Annotated in this window: 14 protein-coding genes; 2 read left to right on the top strand and 12 right to left on the bottom strand. The window is 68.1% G+C overall.

What is annotated here, in order from left to right; translation table 11 throughout:
• Positions 1 to 199 precede the first annotated feature (199 nt).
• From ACYYG1_RS01755 to ACYYG1_RS01795, 9 genes are all read right to left on the bottom strand, one after another.
• Positions 200 to 2,464: a type IA DNA topoisomerase gene (locus ACYYG1_RS01755; protein ID WP_461208554.1), complete on the bottom strand. Its 2,265-nt coding sequence runs from the start codon at positions 2,462 to 2,464 to the stop codon at positions 200 to 202.
• A gap of 58 nt (positions 2,465 to 2,522) precedes the next feature.
• A complete protein-coding gene (locus tag ACYYG1_RS01760; RefSeq protein WP_461208555.1) occupies positions 2,523 to 3,074 on the bottom strand; it encodes a hypothetical protein in 552 nt (183 codons plus the stop codon).
• Between the two features lie 9 nt (positions 3,075 to 3,083).
• The gene (locus ACYYG1_RS01765; RefSeq protein ID WP_461208556.1) at positions 3,084 to 4,343 is read right to left on the bottom strand and encodes a phage tail protein; all 1,260 of its coding nucleotides are present in this window, start codon (positions 4,341 to 4,343) and stop codon (positions 3,084 to 3,086) included.
• A 335-nt stretch (positions 4,344 to 4,678) separates the two neighbouring features.
• A complete protein-coding gene (locus ACYYG1_RS01770; RefSeq protein ID WP_461208557.1) occupies positions 4,679 to 7,921 on the bottom strand; it encodes a PAS domain-containing hybrid sensor histidine kinase/response regulator in 3,243 nt (1,080 codons plus the stop codon).
• A gap of 93 nt (positions 7,922 to 8,014) precedes the next feature.
• Positions 8,015 to 8,980: a hypothetical protein gene (locus tag ACYYG1_RS01775; protein WP_461208558.1), complete on the bottom strand. Its 966-nt coding sequence runs from the start codon at positions 8,978 to 8,980 to the stop codon at positions 8,015 to 8,017.
• Between the two features lie 2 nt (positions 8,981 to 8,982).
• A complete protein-coding gene (locus ACYYG1_RS01780; RefSeq protein WP_461208559.1) occupies positions 8,983 to 10,524 on the bottom strand; it encodes an MBOAT family O-acyltransferase in 1,542 nt (513 codons plus the stop codon).
• A gap of 174 nt (positions 10,525 to 10,698) precedes the next feature.
• Positions 10,699 to 12,231: a hypothetical protein gene (locus ACYYG1_RS01785; RefSeq protein ID WP_461208560.1), complete on the bottom strand. Its 1,533-nt coding sequence runs from the start codon at positions 12,229 to 12,231 to the stop codon at positions 10,699 to 10,701.
• Between the two features lie 31 nt (positions 12,232 to 12,262).
• Positions 12,263 to 13,141, bottom strand: a complete 879-nt coding sequence (locus tag ACYYG1_RS01790; RefSeq protein WP_461208561.1) for a radical SAM/SPASM domain-containing protein — start codon at positions 13,139 to 13,141, stop codon at positions 12,263 to 12,265.
• A 95-nt stretch (positions 13,142 to 13,236) separates the two neighbouring features.
• A complete protein-coding gene (locus tag ACYYG1_RS01795; RefSeq protein ID WP_461208562.1) occupies positions 13,237 to 14,121 on the bottom strand; it encodes a fumarylacetoacetate hydrolase family protein in 885 nt (294 codons plus the stop codon).
• Positions 14,122 to 14,295: 174 nt separating this feature from the next.
• On the opposite strand from ACYYG1_RS01795, the gene ACYYG1_RS01800 reads away from it, so the two are divergent.
• Together ACYYG1_RS01800 and ACYYG1_RS01805 are read left to right on the top strand one after the other, a co-directional pair.
• Positions 14,296 to 14,616 carry an STAS domain-containing protein gene (locus ACYYG1_RS01800; protein ID WP_461208563.1) on the top strand — a complete coding sequence of 107 codons (321 nt, stop codon included), beginning with the start codon at positions 14,296 to 14,298 and terminating at the stop codon, positions 14,614 to 14,616.
• Positions 14,617 to 14,619: 3 nt separating this feature from the next.
• Complete coding sequence (locus ACYYG1_RS01805; protein ID WP_461208564.1) at positions 14,620 to 15,048, top strand: ATP-binding protein; 429 nt, start codon at positions 14,620 to 14,622, stop codon at positions 15,046 to 15,048.
• A gap of 30 nt (positions 15,049 to 15,078) precedes the next feature.
• Here the strand turns inward: ACYYG1_RS01805 and ACYYG1_RS01810 are convergent, their stop codons facing one another.
• The 3 genes from ACYYG1_RS01810 to ACYYG1_RS01820 are packed head-to-tail and all read right to left on the bottom strand — an operon-like array spanning position 15,079 to position 19,376.
• On the bottom strand, positions 15,079 to 16,179 hold the full coding sequence (locus tag ACYYG1_RS01810; protein ID WP_461208565.1) for an HD-GYP domain-containing protein: 1,101 nt from the start codon (positions 16,177 to 16,179) through the stop codon (positions 15,079 to 15,081).
• Entirely contained in the window at positions 16,180 to 16,407 is a 228-nt protein-coding gene (locus ACYYG1_RS01815) for a hypothetical protein (RefSeq protein WP_461208566.1), read from the bottom strand.
• Complete coding sequence (locus ACYYG1_RS01820; RefSeq protein ID WP_461208567.1) at positions 16,404 to 19,376, bottom strand: PAS domain-containing sensor histidine kinase; 2,973 nt, start codon at positions 19,374 to 19,376, stop codon at positions 16,404 to 16,406. Before ACYYG1_RS01820 ends, ACYYG1_RS01815 begins: the two co-directional genes overlap by 4 nt.
• Positions 19,377 to 19,562 lie beyond the last annotated feature (186 nt).

Raw genomic sequence — 19,562 nt, forward strand, 5'->3', positions numbered from 1 at the left:
AAAAATTCAAACCCTCGCGTATAAGGATACGCGTCGGTCTTGCATTTTTCTTGCGCCTTGCATCTTAGCGAAGCGCTATTTTGGGACGGCCTGCGTAATTTGACTTTTTCAACAGGTTGCGGAGTCGCCCCGGTTCCCCAACGCAAGGCCCCCCTTCCGAAGCTTCGGAAGGGGGGCCTTGCGTTGGGCGGGGTGCGTTCTATTCGAACAGCGGCTCCACGCGCGTGCCGTCGAGTTTGAGAAAGGCGTTGAAGGATTTGCCCGCCTTGGACTTGAACTTGCCGCGTTTGAAGGTCCGGCCCTTGACCACCAGGTCCCGGGCCTGGGCCCGGGGCAGTTCCCCGCCCAGGAGCTTCTTCTTGATGCAGAGCACGCAGGACCCGTCGTCGCGGCCCGCGCAGTCGTACGACTCGGGCTGCTCCAGCACGTCGCGGCCGCACAGGGGGCAGGGCCCCAGGGGTTCGGCGGGCAGGGGCGCGGCGGGCTTCTGTTCGGCCTGGGCCGGGGGCGCCTCGATGGGGAATCCGTCGCGGTCCAGCCCCCGGGGCCTGGGCGGCGGCGGGGGAGGCGCCTGGGGCGCGGGGCGCGGGGCCTGCTGCGCGGGGGGCGCGCCGGGCGGGGCCACCGGGAATCCGTCGCGATCATAGGCCCGCCAGTTGCGCACGGTGCTCACCCCGCCCTGCACCTGGGCGCGGATGTCGCGCATGAAGGCCGCGTAGGTGTCCTGGGCCTGCTCGATGTCCTTGAGGCGCTTTTCCCAGTCGCCGGTCATCTGCGGGCTCACCAGATCCGGCAGCAGGGATTCGATGAGGTCCACGGCGTGCATGCCCGCATCCGTGGCGATGAGGCGCTTCTTGTCCTTTCCCACGTACTTGCGCGAGATGAGCGTCTCGATGGTCTGGGCCCGGGTGGCCGGGGTGCCCAGGCCGCGCTCCTTCATGGCCTCGCGCAGCTCCTCGTCGTCCACCAGCTTGCCCGCTGTCTCCATGGCCGCCAGCAGCGAGGCGTCCGTGTAGTGGGCCGGGGGCTTGGTCTGGTGCTTCTTGGCCTCCACGGTCTCGGCGGTGACGTCCGAGCCCTTGCGCACCTTGGGCAGGGGGTTGTCCTTGGCCGTGCGCCAGGGCTCGGCGGCCAGCCATCCGTGGTCCTTGAATATCTTGCCCGTGGCCTTGAAGCGGTGGGTCTCGATTTCCGCCCAGACCGTGGACGAGGCATACTTGGCCGGGGCCATGAACGCGGCGCAGAACCGGCGGCAGACCATCTCGTAGATGTTCCACTCGTCCTCGGACAGGGCGTTCTTGTCCGCCTGGCGGGCCGTGGGGATGATGGCGTGGTGGTCCGAGACCTTCTTGTCGTTGACGCAGTCGAACTTGTGCTTGCCGCTCTTGATGCGCTCGGCCGCGGCCGAGGCCGCCTCCGGGAACAGGCGGTACACCGCGCGCAGGTGGGTAAGCGCCTCCTTGAACAGCTCTCTGGTCAGGTAGCGGGAGTCGGTTCGCGGGTAGGTCAGCAGCTTCTTCTGCTCGTACAGGGCCTGGGCGATTGTCAGCGTGTCCTTGGCCGAGAGCCCGAAGCGCGAGTTGGCCTCGCGCTGCAGGGTGGTCAGGTCGAAGGGCAGTGGCGGCTTCTGCTGGCCGTTGCGGCTTTCCACGGACAGGACCTTGCCCGTGCGACCTTGGCAGGCCCCGGCCACGGCCTGGGCCTCGTCCTCGGCGTCCAGGCGCGTGTCCTTGTACTCCTCGGGCGCGTGCCACACGGCCTCGAAGGCCTCGCCCTCGCGCGCCAGGGAGGCCTCCACGGTCCAGTAGTCCTGGGGCGTGAAATGCTCGATCTCGCGGCGGCGGTCCACCAGCAGCTTGAGCACCGGGGTCTGCACGCGGCCCACGGTGATCAGCGATTTGTCCTTCAGGGTGAACAGGCGCGAGAAGTTCATGCCGATGAGCCAGTCCGCCTCGGCGCGGGCGAAGGCGGCCAGGCCCAGGTCGCGCTTCTGCTCGTCGGGCACGGTGCGCGCCAGGGCCTTTTTCAGGCCTTCCTCGGTCATGTCGTTGGCCCAGAGGCGTTTGACGGGCTTGTCGTACCCGGCCATGAGGGCGATGCGCCTGAAGATCAGCTCGCCCTCGCGCCCGGCGTCCGTGGCGTTGATGACCTCGCCCGTGTCCTCGGCCGTGAGCAGGGCCCTGACGATGGAGAACTGCTTGCTGGTGGATGGCAGCACCGCGAGCTTGAAGCGCCCCGGGATCATGGGCAGCTGCTGCTGGCTCCAGCGGCCGCCCCAGGCCGGGTCCTGCTCCTCGGGCTCGGCGATGTTCACCAGGTGCCCGATGGCCCAGGTGACCACGTAGCGCTGGTCCGCGATGTAGCCGTCCGCGCGCGCGCCGCGCACGCCCAGAACCTTGGCCAGCTCCCGGGCCACGGAGGGCTTTTCCGCGACGATGACGGTTCTCTTGGAGGCGTTTTCCATAGGCGGCAGTCATAGCAGGTGCCGCGCCGCTTAGGAAGGCCGGGATTCGGGCCGGGGGCTATGCCTGCGCGGCCAGTTCGGCCCGCTGTGCGCGCAGGGCCACGGCCCGGGTTTCCAGCCCGGCCAGGGTGGAGACGTCCCCGGCGTCCGGGGTTTCGCCTGCCAGCCCGGCGGCCTGCACGGCGCGCAGGGCGCGCACGGCGGCCAGGTCCAGGGCCGCGAGTTGCGCGTCCATCGCCGCCAGGGCGGCGGCGTCCATGACCGCCTGGTCTTCCACCCAGGTCGCGGAGTCCTCGTCCCATATCTGATGGGTCCCGGGCGCGTCCTGGGTGATGCCGTCGGGCAGCGCCCCCAGTTCTGCGATGGTCACGGCCTGGCCCGTGGCCGTGCCGTAGTAGGTCTCGCCCCGGTGGTCCTCCACCTGGGTCCAGGCCCCGTCCACGAAGCAGCGCGCGTATCCCGCCACGGCCTCGGGCGGGGCCCCGGCGGTGGCGTTCGCCGGGATCAGGTACGCGGGCTGCCCGCCGCGCGCCGTTTCCAGGGGATCCGGGCGCGCCGTGCCTTCTCCCAGGTATTCGCCGCTGTCCGCATCGTAGTTGTAGATCAGCATGGGGGCCTCCTAGTATTTGATGATGGGCAACAGCGCCACGTTCCTGGGCCGGGCCTCGCCGCCGCCGCTGCCGCCGGTGCTGGCGCTTGATATGGATGCCGTATGGCTGCCGGGTGACCCTCCGTACGAATCGCAAATCAGCGTGTCGGACGACGCCTTGTCGTACGAATGCGAGTGCGAGGCGTTCTGGTCGCTTTGCGCGCCGCCCAGGGCGCGGCCCGGGTCCACTCCCGCGCCGTTGTCCCAGCCGCGCACGAACTGGCCGCGCAGGTCCGGCAGGGCGAAGGTCGTGGACCCGTCCCCCGCGCCGAAGGCCTCGCCGATGGCCGTGAACAGGTCCGCGTAGGTGGTGCGCGACACGGCCGCTCCATCGCATTCCAGCCAGCCCTCGGGCGGCGTGTCCGCGCCGAACCAGGCCACGCATCCCGGGGGTACGCCCGCGATCATCCCCCACGCCCCGGAGCCCAGGAGCGCCTTGCCCGCGTCCCCGGCGGCGGGAGCGGGCACCAGCCCGCGCGCCCCGCCCGCGCCCGCGTCCCCCTGCATGTCCGCGACGAGCCCGGGGGCCAGGAGCCCCTCCGCGTCCAGCACGGGCACGTTCCCCGCCGCCGCGCCCGTGTCCGCCAGGGCGGCCGCGCCCAGGCACAGCTTGGCCCGCGCGGCGGCACCGCCCGCGTATTCCAGGGCGTCTCCCCCGGCCGTGACCGAGAGGAAGGTTCCGGCCCCGCCCAGGGCGGGCAGGGCCACGGACCCGGCAGCCGCCACGGCCTCGTCCCGCGCGGCCAGGGCCCGGGCCACGGCGGCCTGGGCCGTGGACGCGGCGGCCAGGAGTTCCTCGGGGTCGGCCGGGTCGTCCTCGGCGGTAACGGGCATCTTCACGCAGCGCTCCAGGGCCTCGCCGAGCTGCAGGCAGATGCGCGTGAGCTTGTCGTCGGCCTTTTCGATCTCCGCCGTGTCGATGACGTCCAGGTTGCCCCAGGATTTCTCCTGGGTCATGGGCACGTGCTGGTGGATGGTCAGGGTTTCGCCCTCGGCCAGGGGCGCGCCATCCAGGGGATAGGTCAGGGTGCCCTGGCCTTCGCCGCCCGCGCCGGACAGGGCGTAGTCCTCGCCCAGAGCCAGCTCCAGGTCCTCGTTGCCGTCGACGTCCGGTCTGCGCAGCACCGCGCGCACGTGGGCGTCCCGGGCGAAGGCGAAGCCCGTGGGGAACTCCGTGGCCGAGCCGTTGCCCCGGTAGCGGACCTTGGTGGTGGTGGATTCCACGGTCATGGAAGGTTTCCTCCGCACGGCAGGCCGCCCCAAAACAGCGATCTGCTTCGTCGCTTCGCTGCTGCGAAAAATTCAAACCCTCACTTACTAGGAGTAAGCTTCGGTCTTGAAAATTTTGCAGGAAGGCAAAATTGGTCGATGCGGCGAAGCGCATCGCCCGCAGGGGCGCTGGCCAGGACGGCCAGCAAACAATTTTTCTTGCGCCTTGCATCTCAGCGAAGCGCTATTTTGGAACGGCCTGCGCAAAATGATTTTACGACAGTCTGATGAGGCGGCATACATACCACGCCCGCCAGCGTGCGGGGCGGCGGATGTGCATTGGCGGGGGGAGGGGATCAGGAACCGGAGGGGCGCTTGCCCGGGGGCAGCACCTTCGCCAGGACCAGCTGCAGTTCGTCCATGTCCATGGGCTTGGCGATGTAGCCGTCCATGCCCGCCTGGAGAAAGCGTTCCTGGTCGTCGCGCATGGCGTGGGCGGTCATGGCGATGACCGGCACCCGGGCCTGGGGGCCGTCGGATTCGCGGATGGCGCGGGTGGCCGAGAGTCCGTCCATCACGGGCATCTGGATGTCCATGAGCACGCAGTCGAAGGCCTCGCGCTCCAGCATTTCCAGGGCCTGGGCCCCGTTGTCCGCGCAGGCCACCTTGTGGCCGTTCTTTTTCAGGAACAGGCCCGCGGCCATCTGGTTGACCTTCTCGTCCTCCACCAGCAGGACGCGCAGTCCGCTGGGCGGCTCGGGACGCGCGTCGCCCGGGGACGGGGCCGGTGATTCGGCCAGGCCGAAGGGCAGGCTGAAATAGATGTCCGTGCCCCGGCCCGGTTCGCTGTCCACGGCAAGGGAGCCGTGCATGGCCGCCACCAGCCTGCGCACGATGCCCAGGCCCAGGCCCGTGCCCGAGTAGCGGCGCGTCGCCGCCCCGTCCACCTGGGTGAAGGCCTTGAACACGTACTCCAGCATGTCCTCGGGGATGCCGATGCCCGTGTCCGACACGTGGAACAAGAGGCGCACGTCCTCGCCCCTGGCCGCGCGGGGCAGCACGGACACGTCCACCAGCACCGAGCCCCGGTCGCAGAATTTCACGGCGTTGCCCACGAGGTTGAACAGCACCTGCCTGATGCGGCCCTTGTCGCCCGTCAGCAGGCGCGGGATGTTCCGGTCCATGGACAGCCGCAGGTCGAGGCCCTTGTCCCGGGCCTGGACCGTGAAGTTGCGCATGACCATCTCCAGGGAGCGGCGCAGGTCGAAGGGCTCGCTGGCGATGAGCAACTGCCCGGCCTCCAGCTTGGAGAAGTCCAGCACGTCGTTGATGATGGTCAGCAGGCTGCGCCCCGTGGACAGGGCCGTGTGCACGTATTCATCCTGTTCGGGGCTGAGTTCCGTGCCCTGCATGAGTTGCAGCATGCCGAACACGCCGTTGAGGGGCGTGCGCAGCTCGTGGCTCATGTTGGCCAGGAATTCGCTCTTGATCCTGGTGGCGTGCTCGGCCGCCTCCTTGGCGCGGGTGAGGTCCTCCTGGACCTTCTTCAGCTCGGTGATGTCGGTGACCGCGCCCACCATGCGCAAGGGGGCCTCGCCCTCGCCCCATTCCACCACCCGGCCCCGGGAATAAAACCAGCGCCAGTCCCCGTCCCGGGTGCGCAGCCTGAATTCCGCGCTGAACTCGGAGGCGCGGCCGTGGAGATAGCTTTGGATCCGCCTTCTGTATTGGTCCTGATCCTCCGGGTGGACGTTGGCCGGGGCCAGGCACTCGGACGGGTTCTTCTCCGCCGGGTCCCACCCGAGCATGGCGCATATCCTCGGGGAAACCCTGAAGGCCTCCGTGGGCGCGTCGTAGGACCAGATACAGTCGTTGGCCGCGTCCAGGGTCAGCTGCAGTTCGCGTTCGCTGGCGGCCAGGGCCTCCTGGGCCCGGCGCTGTTCGGTGATGTCGCGGCCCGTGCCCACGGTGCCGATGAGCCGGCCCTCGGCGTCGAAGAGCGGGGATTTCTGTACGTCCATGACCATGAAGCGGCCCTGGACCTTGCCTTGTTCCAGGAAGCGCCCGGGCCGCCCGCTGTCCAGGACCTTCCGGTCGGAGACGAGGCATTGGCTGCCGAAGGTGTGCTCGTGGCCCAGGGCGTGCTGCCGCCGGGCGAAAAAGGCCTCGTCCTTGCCGATGGGGTCGATGTCCTCGCTGAGCAGCAGGCGTTCCCGCGCGGCCTTGTTGGCGAACAGGTAGCGGCCCTTCAGGTCCTTGGCCCAGAGCATGTCGATCATGTTGTCGGCCATGGCCGTGAGCAGCAGGCGGAACTCTTCGAGTCTGGCCTTGGCCCGCTTGGACTCGGAGATGTCCTGGAACATGAGCAGGTGCCGTCCCGTGTCCGGGATGCGCTTCATGGTCACATGCACGGGCAGCCAGGTGCCGTCCTTTTTTCGGTAGCGGCGCTCGAAGCGCAGGGTCTCCCCCTGGTCCGCGCGGGGCATGGTCTGGTCCAGGGGCAGGGCCGCGAAGTCGTCGGGGTGCACCAGGTCCCGGGGGCCGAGCCTGTCGAGTTCCTCACGGGTGTAGCCCAGCATGTCCAGGGCGGCCTTGTTGACGTCCATGAGGGTTCCGTGCCCTTCCCCGTGGCGCGCGTTGATGACGAAGATGCCGAAGGCCGCGTCCTTGAACAGGCGGCGGTAGCGCAGCTCGCTCTCCATCAGCCGGGCCTGGGTCCGGCGCATGCCCGTGACGTCCACGCCCAGGCTGGTGATCCCCGTGACGATGCCGCTTTCCGCGCGGTCGGCCACGCTGGACCAGAGGAGCGTCAGCCGGTCGCCGTTGCGGGTCAGGATGTCGGTTTCCGCGCGGAAGAATTCCACGGTCTGCTTGTCGTCCAGGGTGGCGTCCAGCAGTTCCCGCACCAGCCCCTGCTGGTCCGGGGGCACGAAACCAGCGACCCAGTCGCTGCCCAGGGCCTCTTCGCGCGGCCAGCCCGCGAGGTTCAGGAAATGGTTGTTGGCGAAGGTCAGCCTGCCCTGCCGGTCCAGGGAAACTCCCGCCAGGGAGGCGTTCTCCAGCACGTTGCGGAATTTGGCCTCGGAGCGGCGCAGGAGCCTTTCCGCTTCCCTGCGCTGGGAGATGTCGCGCGACACGCCCACCAGCCCGACGGGCTCGCCGCGCCCGTCGAACAGGGTGCGGACCAGGACCTCCAGCCAGACCTCGCTGCCGTCCTTGCGGCGATGCAGGATCTCCAGGCGGCTGTGGATGTCGTCGTGTTCACTGGGGTTCGAGGCCCAGCGAGTGGAGACCAGGCGCTGGGCGTCCTTCCTGGATTCCGGGGTCAGGAGCTTGAGCGAGCTGGTACCCAGGAGCTCCCGAGGGGCGTAACCCAGGATGGTTCGCACCGAGGGGCTGAGGTAGGTGTAGGCGAGGTCCTTGTCCGTGGACCAGATGACGTCGGCGATGTTCTCGGCCAGCATGCGGTAGAGGTTTTCGCCGGACTGCGATGGGCCCATCGGCGCGGGGTCGATGCGCGCCCTGAGGGTCTCCACTTCCCGCCGCAGAGAATGGAGTTCGGCGATGAGCTCCTTTTTGGTCCGCCTGGAATCGCCCACGGGGCAGTCCTCCCGCTGTTTCCCTAGATGTAGCACAAGGCCCGTGCGGAGGAAACACGCTGCGAAGGGCCGCAAGATGCGGCCATGGGCGTGTCAGTTGCGGGCCAGGGCGGCCTTGAGGTGCGGGATCAGGCGACTGGTGCGCAGTTCAGCGCCCGTGTCGCTGGGGTGGTAGATGGTGTCGTACATTAGGTCAACGGGCAGCCTGCATTCCTTTGGCCCGCCCAGCATGGGCACGCCCTGGGCGGCGTAGAACGCGCGTACCCGGTCCGCGAAGCCCTCGAATTCCGGACCGCTGAAGCCCGGGACCTCGGCGGTGTTGGGCCAGGTGGCCAGCACGGTCACGGAATGCTCCGCGCACCAGGCGATGAAGGCGCGCATGGCCTCCACGCTCCTGCCGTGGTCCAGGAATACGGGGACGCCGTGGCCCTTGCCCAGCTCGTGGGCCAGGCTGCGGCGCGAGTCCTCGCTCGGCGCGTGGGCGGTCTCGTCGCCCCAGCGGTTCACCGTGGAGACCTTGTAGGTGTCCGTGGGGCGCTGTTTCCAGGCCGCCACCCGGGCCAGGGCCTTCATGAACAGCCGATCCAGGGTCAGATGGCGCAGGTAGGTGGCGCGCACCTCCCAGGGCAGGGACAGGAAATAGTCCAGCCCGCGCGCCAGGGAGGCCCCGGCCACCATGCGGTTGATGCCCCGGGTGTCGTCGCCGTAGAGGTTGTATTCCATGACCATCAGGGCCGCGTCCCCGGGGCGCAGGCATTTTCGGGCCTCGTGGAGCATGTAGTCCGCGCCCAGGCCGCCGTGGACGCCCATGTTCACCGTGGGCAGGCCCGTGGCCTCCTCGATCTGCCGGGCCTTAAGCCCGAAGAGCACGTTGGAGCCGCCCAGCAAGAGCATCTTGCGCCCCTGGACGGCCTGGGCCGCGTCGGCCTTGCGCTGCATCAGCGTCTCCACCCAGTAGTACTTGGGGCTGACCTGCCCGGAGGCCAGCAGCACCAGCCCGGCGGCCAGGACGGGCAGCAGGGCGGCGGTGGCGAGGAGTATGGCGCAGTATCGTTTCATGCTCAGAAATTGAAATAGATGAAGGCCGGGGGGGTGTCCTGGGACAGGTATTGCCAGACCACGGCCACCAGCAGCGCGCCCATGGCCACGGCGTAGCCCGCCCGGGGCCGCCACTGCAGCACACGGCCCAGGCGCGAGGGCACCGGGGCCACGCGTCCCAGGCAGGGGGAGAAGCGCGCCAGCCACTGCTGGGAGTTGGGGCTGAGCAGGCAGCAGGCCATTGTGCCGAGAATCCAGAGGAACTGGTCGTCGCCGAACTGGAAGGGCAGGGCGCTCTTGTGCACGAAGGCCCCGCCCAGGGCGTGGACCGCCTCGCGCACCAGGGGCGCGTTCAGGCCGTCGGGCAACAGCAGCCCCCGGCCGCCCCCGCACATGGCCGAGAGCACCGCCCCGGCCGCGCCCCAGGTCTCGGCGCGGAACAGCACCCAGCCGCAGGTCACGGCCAGGAAGGTCAGGGCCCAGGCCAGGGGCGCGCCCATGGCGGGCAGCTTGGGCGCGGCCAATTTGCGCCAGAGGTGGTTTCCGGCCAACAGCAGCCCGTGCAGCCCGCCCCAGACCACGAAGGTCCAGCCCGCGCCGTGCCACAGGCCGCAGAGCAGCATCACGGCCGCGAGATTCACCAGGTTGCGCGCCGGGCCCCGGCGGCTGCCGCCCAGGGGGAAATACACGTAGTCGCGGAAGAACCGGGACATGGTGATGTGCCAGCGCCGCCAGAAGTCGATGATCGAGCGCGCCTTGTACGGGGAGTCGAAGTTGGCGGGCAGGCGTAGGCCGAACAGGCGGCCCAGGCCGATGGCCATGTCCGAATAGCCCGAGAAGTCGAAGTACAGCTGTAGGGTGTAGGACAGGGCCGCGCCCCAGCCCTCCAGGAAGGACAGGGCCGTGCCCGCGGCCGCGGCGTTGAAGGCCGGGTCGGCCCAGGCCGCGAACTGGTCGGCGATGAGGATCTTCTTGCCCAGGCCCGCGATGAGCAGGGTCAGGCCCACGGCGAAGTCCCGGGACCCGGGGTGCAGCCGCCGGGGGTCGTTGAACTGGGGCAGCATCTCGCGCTGGCTGACGATGGGGCCCGCGATGAGTTGGGGGAAGAAGACCACGAACAGCCCGTAGGACAGGGGGCCGTGGGGGGCCGTGCGCCCGCGCGAGGCGTCCACCAGATAGGCGATCTGCTGGAAGGTGAAGAAGGAGATGGCCAGGGGCAGGTCCACGGCGGGCAGGGGCAGGCCCAGGCCCGTGAGGGCGTTGACGTTGGCCGCCAGGAAGGCCCCGTACTTGTAGAAGCCGATGAGCGCCAGGTTGAAGCCCACGCCCAGGGCCAGGAGCCGCGAATCGGGCCTGCGGCACAGGCGCGAGCCGATAAGGTAGTTCACGCTCACCGAGGCCAGGAGCAGGGGCGCGTACACCGGCTTCCACCAGGCGTAGAAGACCAGGGACGCGCCCAGGAGCCAGGCCATGGATGCCTGGCGGTCCCTGCGCTGCAAGACCAGGAACACCCCCAGCACCAGGGGCAGGAAGGCGAAGAGGAATTCCGGGGTGTAGAACAGCATGCTTGGTGCGTCTCCCGGCGTTTCAGCCGAGTGTTGAAGAAAATTTTTTTTCAGGCTGTTCAAAAATGTGCGAGTGCAAGGCGCAAGAAAAATTCAAGATCGACGTGTACCCCCGTACACGAGATTTTGAATTTTTTGCAGCAACGAAGCAATCGTGCGTTTTTCAACAGCCTGTCAGTCCAGGAGCCCGAGCACGTGGCGCTCCAGGGCCTGGTCCAGGGTCATGTCCCGGAACAGGGTCGCGTAGTCCATGTGCCGGTCCGCGCGCTCGGGCTCGCCCATGGCCTCCAGGTCCGCGAGGGTCACCTTGCGCGCCAGGCCGTCGGCCACCATGTCGTCCAGCAGCCGGAACTCCGTGTCCAGGACCCAGGTGTGCTTGCCGTAGGGCAACAGGTCGTAGAGCAGCGTGGTCATGGCCCCGGCCACGATGTTCACCTCGGCCATGAGCTCGTCGGTGACGTCGAAGACCTCCACCAGGCGCGAGCGGTAGTCCTCGGGCAGGCGGTAGCTGTCCAGCTGGCGGTGGGGGCGCTCGTCGGGCTTGAACTTGAAATAGACCGTGTAGCCCAGGTCCATGAATTTTATGATGAAGCGCCCGAGGGTCCGGGTGTTGCCCCAGAACTCGTAGGGCACCAGCACGTTCTTCACGTTGAAGCGTTCGGATTCCAGGCGCCGGTAGCCGAAGGCCAGCTTGTTGGTCCCGGGCAGGAAGAAGCCCTCGGGGTAGGCGTCGGAATGGCGCAGGAGCGCGTTCTCCCAGTAGGGGCCCCAGGAGATCACGTGGTCGAACCACTGGTATTCCCCCTGCCCCCAGCCCGGGATGGTGTATCCGGCCTGGCGCTTGGCGTACATGCCCAGCTGGTAGCCCACGCTGGGGATGCCCAGGTCCTTGCAGGCGAAGAGCGCGGGATAGACCTCGTTGGCGTCGTCGATGCCGAAGAACACGCGGGGCTGCAGGCGCGCGAGGTTCTCCTTGTGCAGCTCGTACTCGCGCACGTTGTCGGACATGCGCTGCTCGATGCTCTCGATGACCGCGCCGAGGAAGCGGGCCTCGGAGGGCTCGCGGCCCGAGAGGTCGTAGGTGTTCCTGAAGACCCGGGGCGCGGCCAGGTCGCGGTACAGGAAATAGGTCTCCGGCTTATCCGGACCCTGGGCCGCCGTGTCTTTCAGCAGCTTGCGGCTGGGGGAGAAGGCGTGGATGAAGGGGGTGTTTCGCTCCTGGAACACGCGCAGCATGTCCCTGGAGCGGAAGTCGCCGGGCCCGTAGCGGTAGAAGAGCACGCCCTTGCGCGGCCCCCCGGTGCAGAGGGCCTGGTTGCGCTGGTGCGTGGCGCGCACGAAGGCGGGCCTGCGCCAGAACTTCCAGGTCCGCGGCGGGTGCGTCAGGTCCCAGATGCGCGCGAAGTTGAGCTTGTTCACGAAGCGGGGGCGTTTGCCCTCCAGTTCGCGCAGCAGCTCGCCGTACTGGGCGTAGCGGAAGAAGACCCGCCAGAACAGGAAATTCACCTGGCTGGACAGCCAGTTGTAGCCGTGTAGGCGGTAGTTGTCCTTGAGGGGCGAGCCGTCCTGGTTCCTGAGCTCCCAGAAGTCCAGGAGCCACCGCATGGGGCTCTCGAGGTCGTTGTGCGGGCACCAGTCCCGCCCGCGCCCCGTGGGGCCCGAGAGGGTCAGGATGCCGCTGGTGCCTTCCTTGATCAGGGGAAACATGGCGCTCCGCGTGGCGCTGAGGGTTTTTGGCTTAGCCGCCGATGCCTAGCAACCGCTGCAATTTTGTGCGGTGGGGCCGCTCCTCGCACTGCCCGCAGATGGCCATGGCCGCGCGGTCGGTCTTCAGGCGCTGCATGAACTTCCTGCGCGCTTCTCCCGCGTAGATGGCGCTGTAGCGCTCCTCGGCCAGGTTGCCGAAGACCCCGGCGCGCGGGTGCACGCAGCAGGTGACCACCGTGCCGTCGTAGTCCACGTACAGGGTGCGGAACTGCATGTATTCGCACAGCCCGTTCTTGACCCGGGTCTCGCGGCCCGAGGGGTTCTCCTTGGACTGCGGCAGGTTCAGCCAGACGCGGAATTCGGGCTTCCAGCCCAGGGGCTCCAGCACGGCGCTCCAGCGGGCGCGGCCCTCCTCGGACTCGCAGATGGTGCGGGTCATGAGCCGGGTACCGGGGCTGTGCCGGTCCCGGAACTCGGCGGCCTTGGCCAGGAACTCCAGGAGTTTGTCGAATTTTCCCGGGGGACGCAGGCGCTCGTATTCCTGGGGCGTGCCGTCGCCGTCGCAGCTGACCACCAGCCGCCCCAGGACCTTGGTGCGGAAGACCTCTTCCAGCTGCGGGAAATTGTGGTGCTGGGCGTTGGTGGAGATCTCCACGCAGCGCGTGTGAAAGGCCTGGCCCGGGATTTCCGCCAGCAGCCCGGGCACGTCCGGGTGCAGGAAGGGTTCTCCGAAGTTGAACAGCCTGAGCAGCTTGACCTCGTCCACGTCCAGGTTGCCCAGGCAGGCCCGGAAGGTCTCCGGGGTGGTGAATTCTATCTTCGGCTTGAGGGTCGAGTTGGGACAGCCCACGCAGCGCAGCTGGCAGCCGCGCACGATCTCGTACCCGAATTTCTCTATCTTGGTGGACACCGCATGGCTCCGGTTTGCTGGTGGCGCGGGGCGGGCCGCCCCGTCGGGGCGCACAATGTAGCAGAAGCCCCCCCGGCCCACAACCGGGCCCGGGTTCAGCCCACGGTGTTGGTCAGGATGCCCAGGCCCTGGATGGAGCACTCCACCACGTCGCCCTTTTGCAGGTAGCGGGGCGGGGTCATGGCCATGCCCACGCCCGCGGGCGTGCCCGTGGCGATGATGTCCCCGGGGCACAGGGTCAGGCCCTGGGAAAGGTCGGAGATGAGGTAGGCCACGTCGAAGATGAATTGCCGGGTGTTGGAGTTCTGGCGCAGCTCGCCGTTGACGCGGCTCTGCACGTCCAGGTGCAGGGGGGCGGGCAGCTCGTCCGGGGTCGCGATGCACGGGCCCATGGCCGTGAGGGTGTCCAGGCTCTTGCCCTTGTACCACTGCACGTGGCGCTGCTGCAGGTCCCGGGCCGAGAAGTCGTTGACCACGGTGTAGCCGAACACGTGCTCCAGGGCCTTGTCCCTGGGGATGTCGCGGCCGCCCCTGCCGATGACCACGCCCAGCTCGGCCTCGTAGTCCAGCTGGCCGGTGTGCGCGGCGTGGCCCAGGACCACGCCCCTGTCGCCGATGGGCTGGCCCACGCGCTTGGAAAAGTAGATGGGCGCCTGGGGCAGGGTGAAGCCCGCGTCAAAGGCCTGGTTGGTTTCGGCCACGTGGGCCCGGTAGTTGAGGCCCACGCAGACCATGTCGTGGCGGGTCTCGGTGAACACGGGCAGGGGGGTGGCACGCGCCTGGTCCACGGCCGGGGCCTTGGCCGCAGCGTCGCGCATTAGCCCGGGGAAGGCGGCGGGGTCTTGGGCGTAGAAGTCCACCAGGGCCTGCATGGAGGCGCCCGCGCCGTTCGGCAGGGCCTCGGTGACGTCGCGCAGTTCGTCCGCGTCCAGCACGCCGGTGCGCGGGGTCCCGTCCAGGGAGAAGGTCGTCAGTCGCATTGTCCGCTCCGTTGTTCCGTGGGCGTCCCGGGCCGCGGCCCGGGGGGAGATTCTCGCGAAGGTAGGACGATTGCCCGCGCCGCGCAAGCGGCAGCCCCGCCCGGTTTCAGGCGGGGGGCGACAGAAGATGCTTCTTCCGGTATGGGGAAATGCAGACAACCAAGGAGGGGACCCATGCGCATCATCGTGGAACAGAAGGGGGAAAGCGTTCTGCTTGTGGTCGAGGGCAGGCTGGACGCCCAGTCGGCTCCGGAATTCGAGGCCGCCTGCAAGGACGGCGGCGGGCGGGACCTGATCGCGGACCTGGCCGGCCTGGAGTACATCAGTTCCGCCGGGCTGCGCAGCATCCTGGCCGTGGTCAAGGACCTCGAGGCCCGGGGGGGCAGGCTGCGCCTGTGCGGGCTGACGGGCATGGTCCGGGACGTGTTCACGCTTTCGGGCCTGATGCCCATGTTCGTCGTGGCGGACACGGTGGACGAGCTGCTGGGGAAGTGATCCTTGCTTGAGGAGACGCTGCGCATTCCCGCCGAAGTGGAGCGGCTGCCCGAGGCCCGCGCCTTCGTGGTCGGCCGCGCCGAGGCCCTGGGCCTGCCCGTGGAGCAGGTCCCGCGCCTGGAGCTGATCCTGGAGGAGCTCCTCGTCAACGTGGCCAGCTACGCCTATTCGGAGGGCGGCGGCGAAGTGGAGATCGCCTGCATCCTGGACAACGGGGGCGCGGCGGAGGCGGGCGAGATATGCCTGCTGCTGCGGGATTGGGGCCGGCCCTTCGACCCGCTGGCCGCGCCCGCTCCCGACCTTGGGCGGGGCATAGGGGAGCGGACTCTGGGCGGCCTGGGGGTTCATCTGGTGCGCGAGATGGCTGACCGCTGCGCCTACGAGCGCAGGAACGGGGCCAATGAATTCAGGGCCGGAATCCTGATCCGCTAGGCCGGAGGCTGGGCATCCGGCGGTGCCGCGTCAGCCGGTCTCCTGCCACTTTACGCGGATGGCGATGATGGCCTCCCGGTTGGCAGCGAAGGCCTGCACGACCTTGGGATCGAACTGCGCGCCCGAGCCGTCGGCGATGATGGCCAGGCTGTCTTCGTCCGAGAAGGCCCGTTTGTACGGGCGTTCGCTGGCTAGGGCGTCGTACACGTCCACCACGGATACGATGCGCGCCTCCAGGGGAATGTCCTCGCCCCGCAGGCCGAAGGGATACCCCGTGCCGTCCCAGCGCTCGTGGTGCAGCAGGGCCAGGGTGCGGGCCAGGTGGAGCAGGGGGTCGTCGGTCCCGGCGTTCGTGGCCAGCATGGGGTCGGCGCAGAATTCGCCGGCGCGCCTTCCCTCGCCCAGGGGGGCGAGGATTTCGCAACCGAACGCGCAGTGCCTGCGCATGACCTCCCACTCCGCTTCGTCCAGCTTGCCGGGCTTGAGCAGGATCGAGTCGGGAATGCCGATTTTGCCCACGTCGTGCAGGGGCGCGCAGTCCCGGAGCATTTCGCAGCGCTCCTCGGACAGGCCCATAGCCCGGCCCAGCAGCGCGCTGATCTCGCCCACCCGGATGACGTGCAGGCCGGTCTCGTTGTCCTTGTATTCCGCGGCCCGGCTCAGGCGCTGCATGACCTGGCGCCGCGAGGTTTCCAGCTCGGCGGTGCGCTCCTTGACCAGCTTTTCCAGGTTCTCCTGATACATGCGGTTTTCGCGCTTCAGGCGCGCCCTTTCCAGGGCCTTGCTGATGGCGTGGTACAGGATCTCCATGTCTTGCAGGGGCTTGGTGATGTAGTCCCAGGCTCCCAGGCGCACGGCCCGCACCGCGTCCTCCACCACGCCCACGCCCGAGAGGACCACGATGGGCGTCTCGGGGGCCAGCTTCAGGGCGTGGGGGATGAAGGCGTAGCCGTCCATGATCGGCATGTTCAGGTCCACGATCACGGCCTCCACGGCCTGCGGGTCTTCGGCCAGGACGTCCAGGCCCTGGCGGCCGTTCTCGGCCTCCAGGACGTCGAAGTCCATGTCCTCCAGAAAGGCGCCCAGGGAGCGTCGCAGGCTCTCTTCGTCGTCGATGATCAGGATTGTCATTCAGGGTTCCCGTGTTTGCGGCATGGGCCGTCTGCGCGTCAGCAGACGGCCCATGTCCGCGGGTTTGAAGAAGACGTCCTGTTCCGCGAGGTCCGCCTCCAGAAGTTTCTCCGACAGGTTCGGGGCCACGGGGCCCGTGTGCTGGATGAAGCGCGGACACAGCCCGAGTTCCCGGGCCGCCAAAATGAAGCCCCCGGCGTCCACGATGATCAGCCTGGGCGGGGTCACGCGCTGCTCTCGCCGTCCGGAAGGTCGATGACGAAGCGTGCGCCCTCGCCGGGGGCGGACTGCACGCTCATCTCGCCGTCGTGGCCCTTGGTGACGATGAAGTAGGATACGGACAGCCCCAGGCCCGTGCCCACGTCCGGGCCCTTGGTGGTGAAGAACGGCTCGAAGATCCTGTTGCGGATATCCTCGGGGATGCCCGGGCCGTTGTCCTGGACCTCGATGCGCACCCCGTTTTTGCGGCGCAGCAGGCGGACGTCGATGCGCGGCTCGGCCACGGGCGGGCCGGCCTCGGCCATGGCCTGGGCCGCGTTGCGCAGCAGGTTCAGGAGCACCTGCTCGATCTCCGTTTCCGTGCATGTGACGGGCTCCAGGTCCTGGTCCGCGAAGACGTTCACCTTGATGCGCTTGAAGTCGAAATTCTTTTTCAGGTCGTAGTCGTTGCGGGCCAGGGTCAGGGCCCTGTCGGCGATGGCCGCGAGGTCGCAGAGCGCGCGCCGGGACTCGCTGCGCCTGCTGAAGTCCAGGAGGTGGCGGATGATGCTCGAGGCCCTGAGGGCCGCGGCGCGGATGTCCTCGATGAACTTGTCCAGTTTGCGCGCGCGCATGTAGTCGGCCAGCCGGTCCATGTCCAGGCCCGCCTCCCGGGCCGCCTCCCGGTTTTTCGGGAAGTCCGTACGCGTGCGCTGGACCAGGTTCTGGGTGGCCTGGAGCACGATGCCCAGGGGGTTGTTGATCTCGTGGGCGATGCCCGCCGCGATGCCGCCCACGGAGATCATCTTTTCCGTCTGGACCATGATCTCCTGCATCCTTTTGACTTCGGTGACGTCGCGGGAGATGGACAGCACCAGGGACCGGCCCTCGATGTCCAGCACCTGGGCGGACAGGGAACAGACCCCGTCCTGCCCGTGGCGGCCCAGGCAGGCGAACTCGAAATTCTCCACCTTGCCCGCCTGTCTGAGGCGCTCGCGCAGTTCCTCGTGCTGGGGGGGGTGGGAGAACAGGCCCAGCTCCACGGCTGTGCGACCCAGGACCTCGTCGCGGGAATACCCCGTGCGCAGCAGGAACGACTCGTTCACGTCCATGATCCGGCCGGTCTCCATGTCCGTGAGCAGGATGATGTCCGGCGAGAGCATGAACAGCCGCGAGAATTTTTCCTCGGACTGCCTGAGCAACTGTTCCGCGCGCCGGCGCTCGGTGACGTCGCGGATCATGGCCATGAGCGTGTCCCCGTTGCCGGAGCCCAGGGATTGCAGGGAAACCTCCGCCAGGATCAGGGCTTCGTCCGGGAGCTGGAAGGTCCAGTCGAAGAGCAGGGGCTTGCCCGCCAGGCTGTCCTTCATGATCTGTTCCTCGGCCTTGTCGCTCTCGCGGCCGTCGGGCTGGAATCTCGGGGAAAAGTCCGAGGGCCGTTTGCCCAGGATTTCCTCCCTGGTGCGGCCCAGCAGGGCCTCGGCGCTGCCGTTGCAATCCACGAAGCGTCCATGGTGGTGGACGAAGATGGCGTCCTGGGCCACCTCGAACAGGGAACGGTATTGTTCCTCGCTCCTGGCCAGGGCCTCCTCGGCACGCTTGCGCTCGGTGTAGTCGTAGATGAACGAGAGCAGCACATCCTTGCCGTCGAGGCTGATGATCTCTGCGGACCACAGGGTGTGGCGCCTGCGGCCGGATTTGGTCACGAATTCGATGGGATAGTCTTTGAGGGCGCCTTTGGCCGCCAGGATATCCACGGCCCGGTCGCGGTCGCTGGGATCGACCCAGATGCCCAGTTCCTTGGAGGTTCGCCCAAGCTGTTCCTCCCTGCTGTGCTCCAGGAGTCCGACCCAGCTGTCGTTGACCGCGAAGATGCGGCCCGTGGCGATTTCCGAAAGCACCTGGGGCGCGGGGCTGGCGTCGAAGGCCTTGGCGAAGCGGCTTTCGCTGGCTTCCAGGGCCTGTTGGGCCGTCTTGACGGCGGTGATGTTGACGTGGGTTCCGGACATGCGCAGGGGGGCGCCCGCCCCGTCGCGTTTGACCACCCGGCCCCGGCCCAGGATCCAGTGCCATTCGCCGGACTTGTGGCGCATGCGGAATTCGGCGCTGTAGGGTTCGCCGCTTTGCATCCGCGCCCGCAGCGTGTCCTGGGTGCGCTGCAGGTCGTCGGGATGCACCAGGCCCAGCCAGGACTCGAAGGTGGGCTCGAAGTCCTCGGGCTCGTAGCCCAACATGGCGTAGTAGCGGGGGCTGAAATACGTCCTGCCCGAGGCCACGTCCCAGTCCCAGAGGCCGTCGTTGGCCGCATCGAAGGCCATGGCCAGTCGGCTCTGGTTTTCCTTGAGGGTCTCCATCTTGCCCTGCATGGTGCGGCCCATGGATTCCAGCCGGGCGTAGAGCGAGGCGAACTCGGCCGCGGGCGGCCGGGACCGGGGCGAGGAGAAGTCGCCCGCCGCATAGGCGTCGATGATCCGGCCCAGGTCGGCAAAGGGCTCGTGCAGCAGCGGCCTGATCAGCGATCTGTGCAGCAGGAGATGGCACAGGGCGATGAAGACCACCAATCCCGCGCCCAGGGGCAGGAAAAGAAGCAGGCTCTGGCGTCTGCGGTCGTCGTTCAGGCCCAGGCGCACGCGGCCGAGGAATTGTCCGTAGTGGTTGATCTTGGCGCTTGCCTCGATGATCCAGGGGCGGTCGCTCTGGTGCTGGGAAATGATCTCGTTTTTCGGCCCGGTGACCTCGACGAATTCCACGTCGTCCTGGTGCGCCAGGGCTTGGCAGAGGTCCTGTGCGGCGTCCATGTCCCGGTTCCAGATGGGGAGTTCCAGGGACCTGGCCAAGTGCAAGGCCGAGGTCCGGGCCTGCAGATCAAGGTCCTCGGAGAGATGCAGGAAGATCAACCCCGCGGCCAGACCCAGCACCGCCAGGCCGAGGGCCGTGGAATACAGGCCGATGACCAGTGTCAGCCGGCTGGCCAGGGAACGTCGGGGGGACGCTGTCATGGTGGCGGTTTCCATCCTTGTCCGCTTCTCCCTCGGGGCTCCGCAGCGGGCCGTGGCCGTCCCCGGGAAACGGGGCTGAAACGGCAGCCGGCGGTTTTCGGGATACCGCATTATGTAGCATAGCGTCGCCGTCCTGCAAAGAACCAACATGGATTCTCCGGGTCCGTGGGGCCGGGGCGGCGGCAA

This window comes from Desulfocurvus sp. DL1XJH-121, from assembly GCF_054819825.1.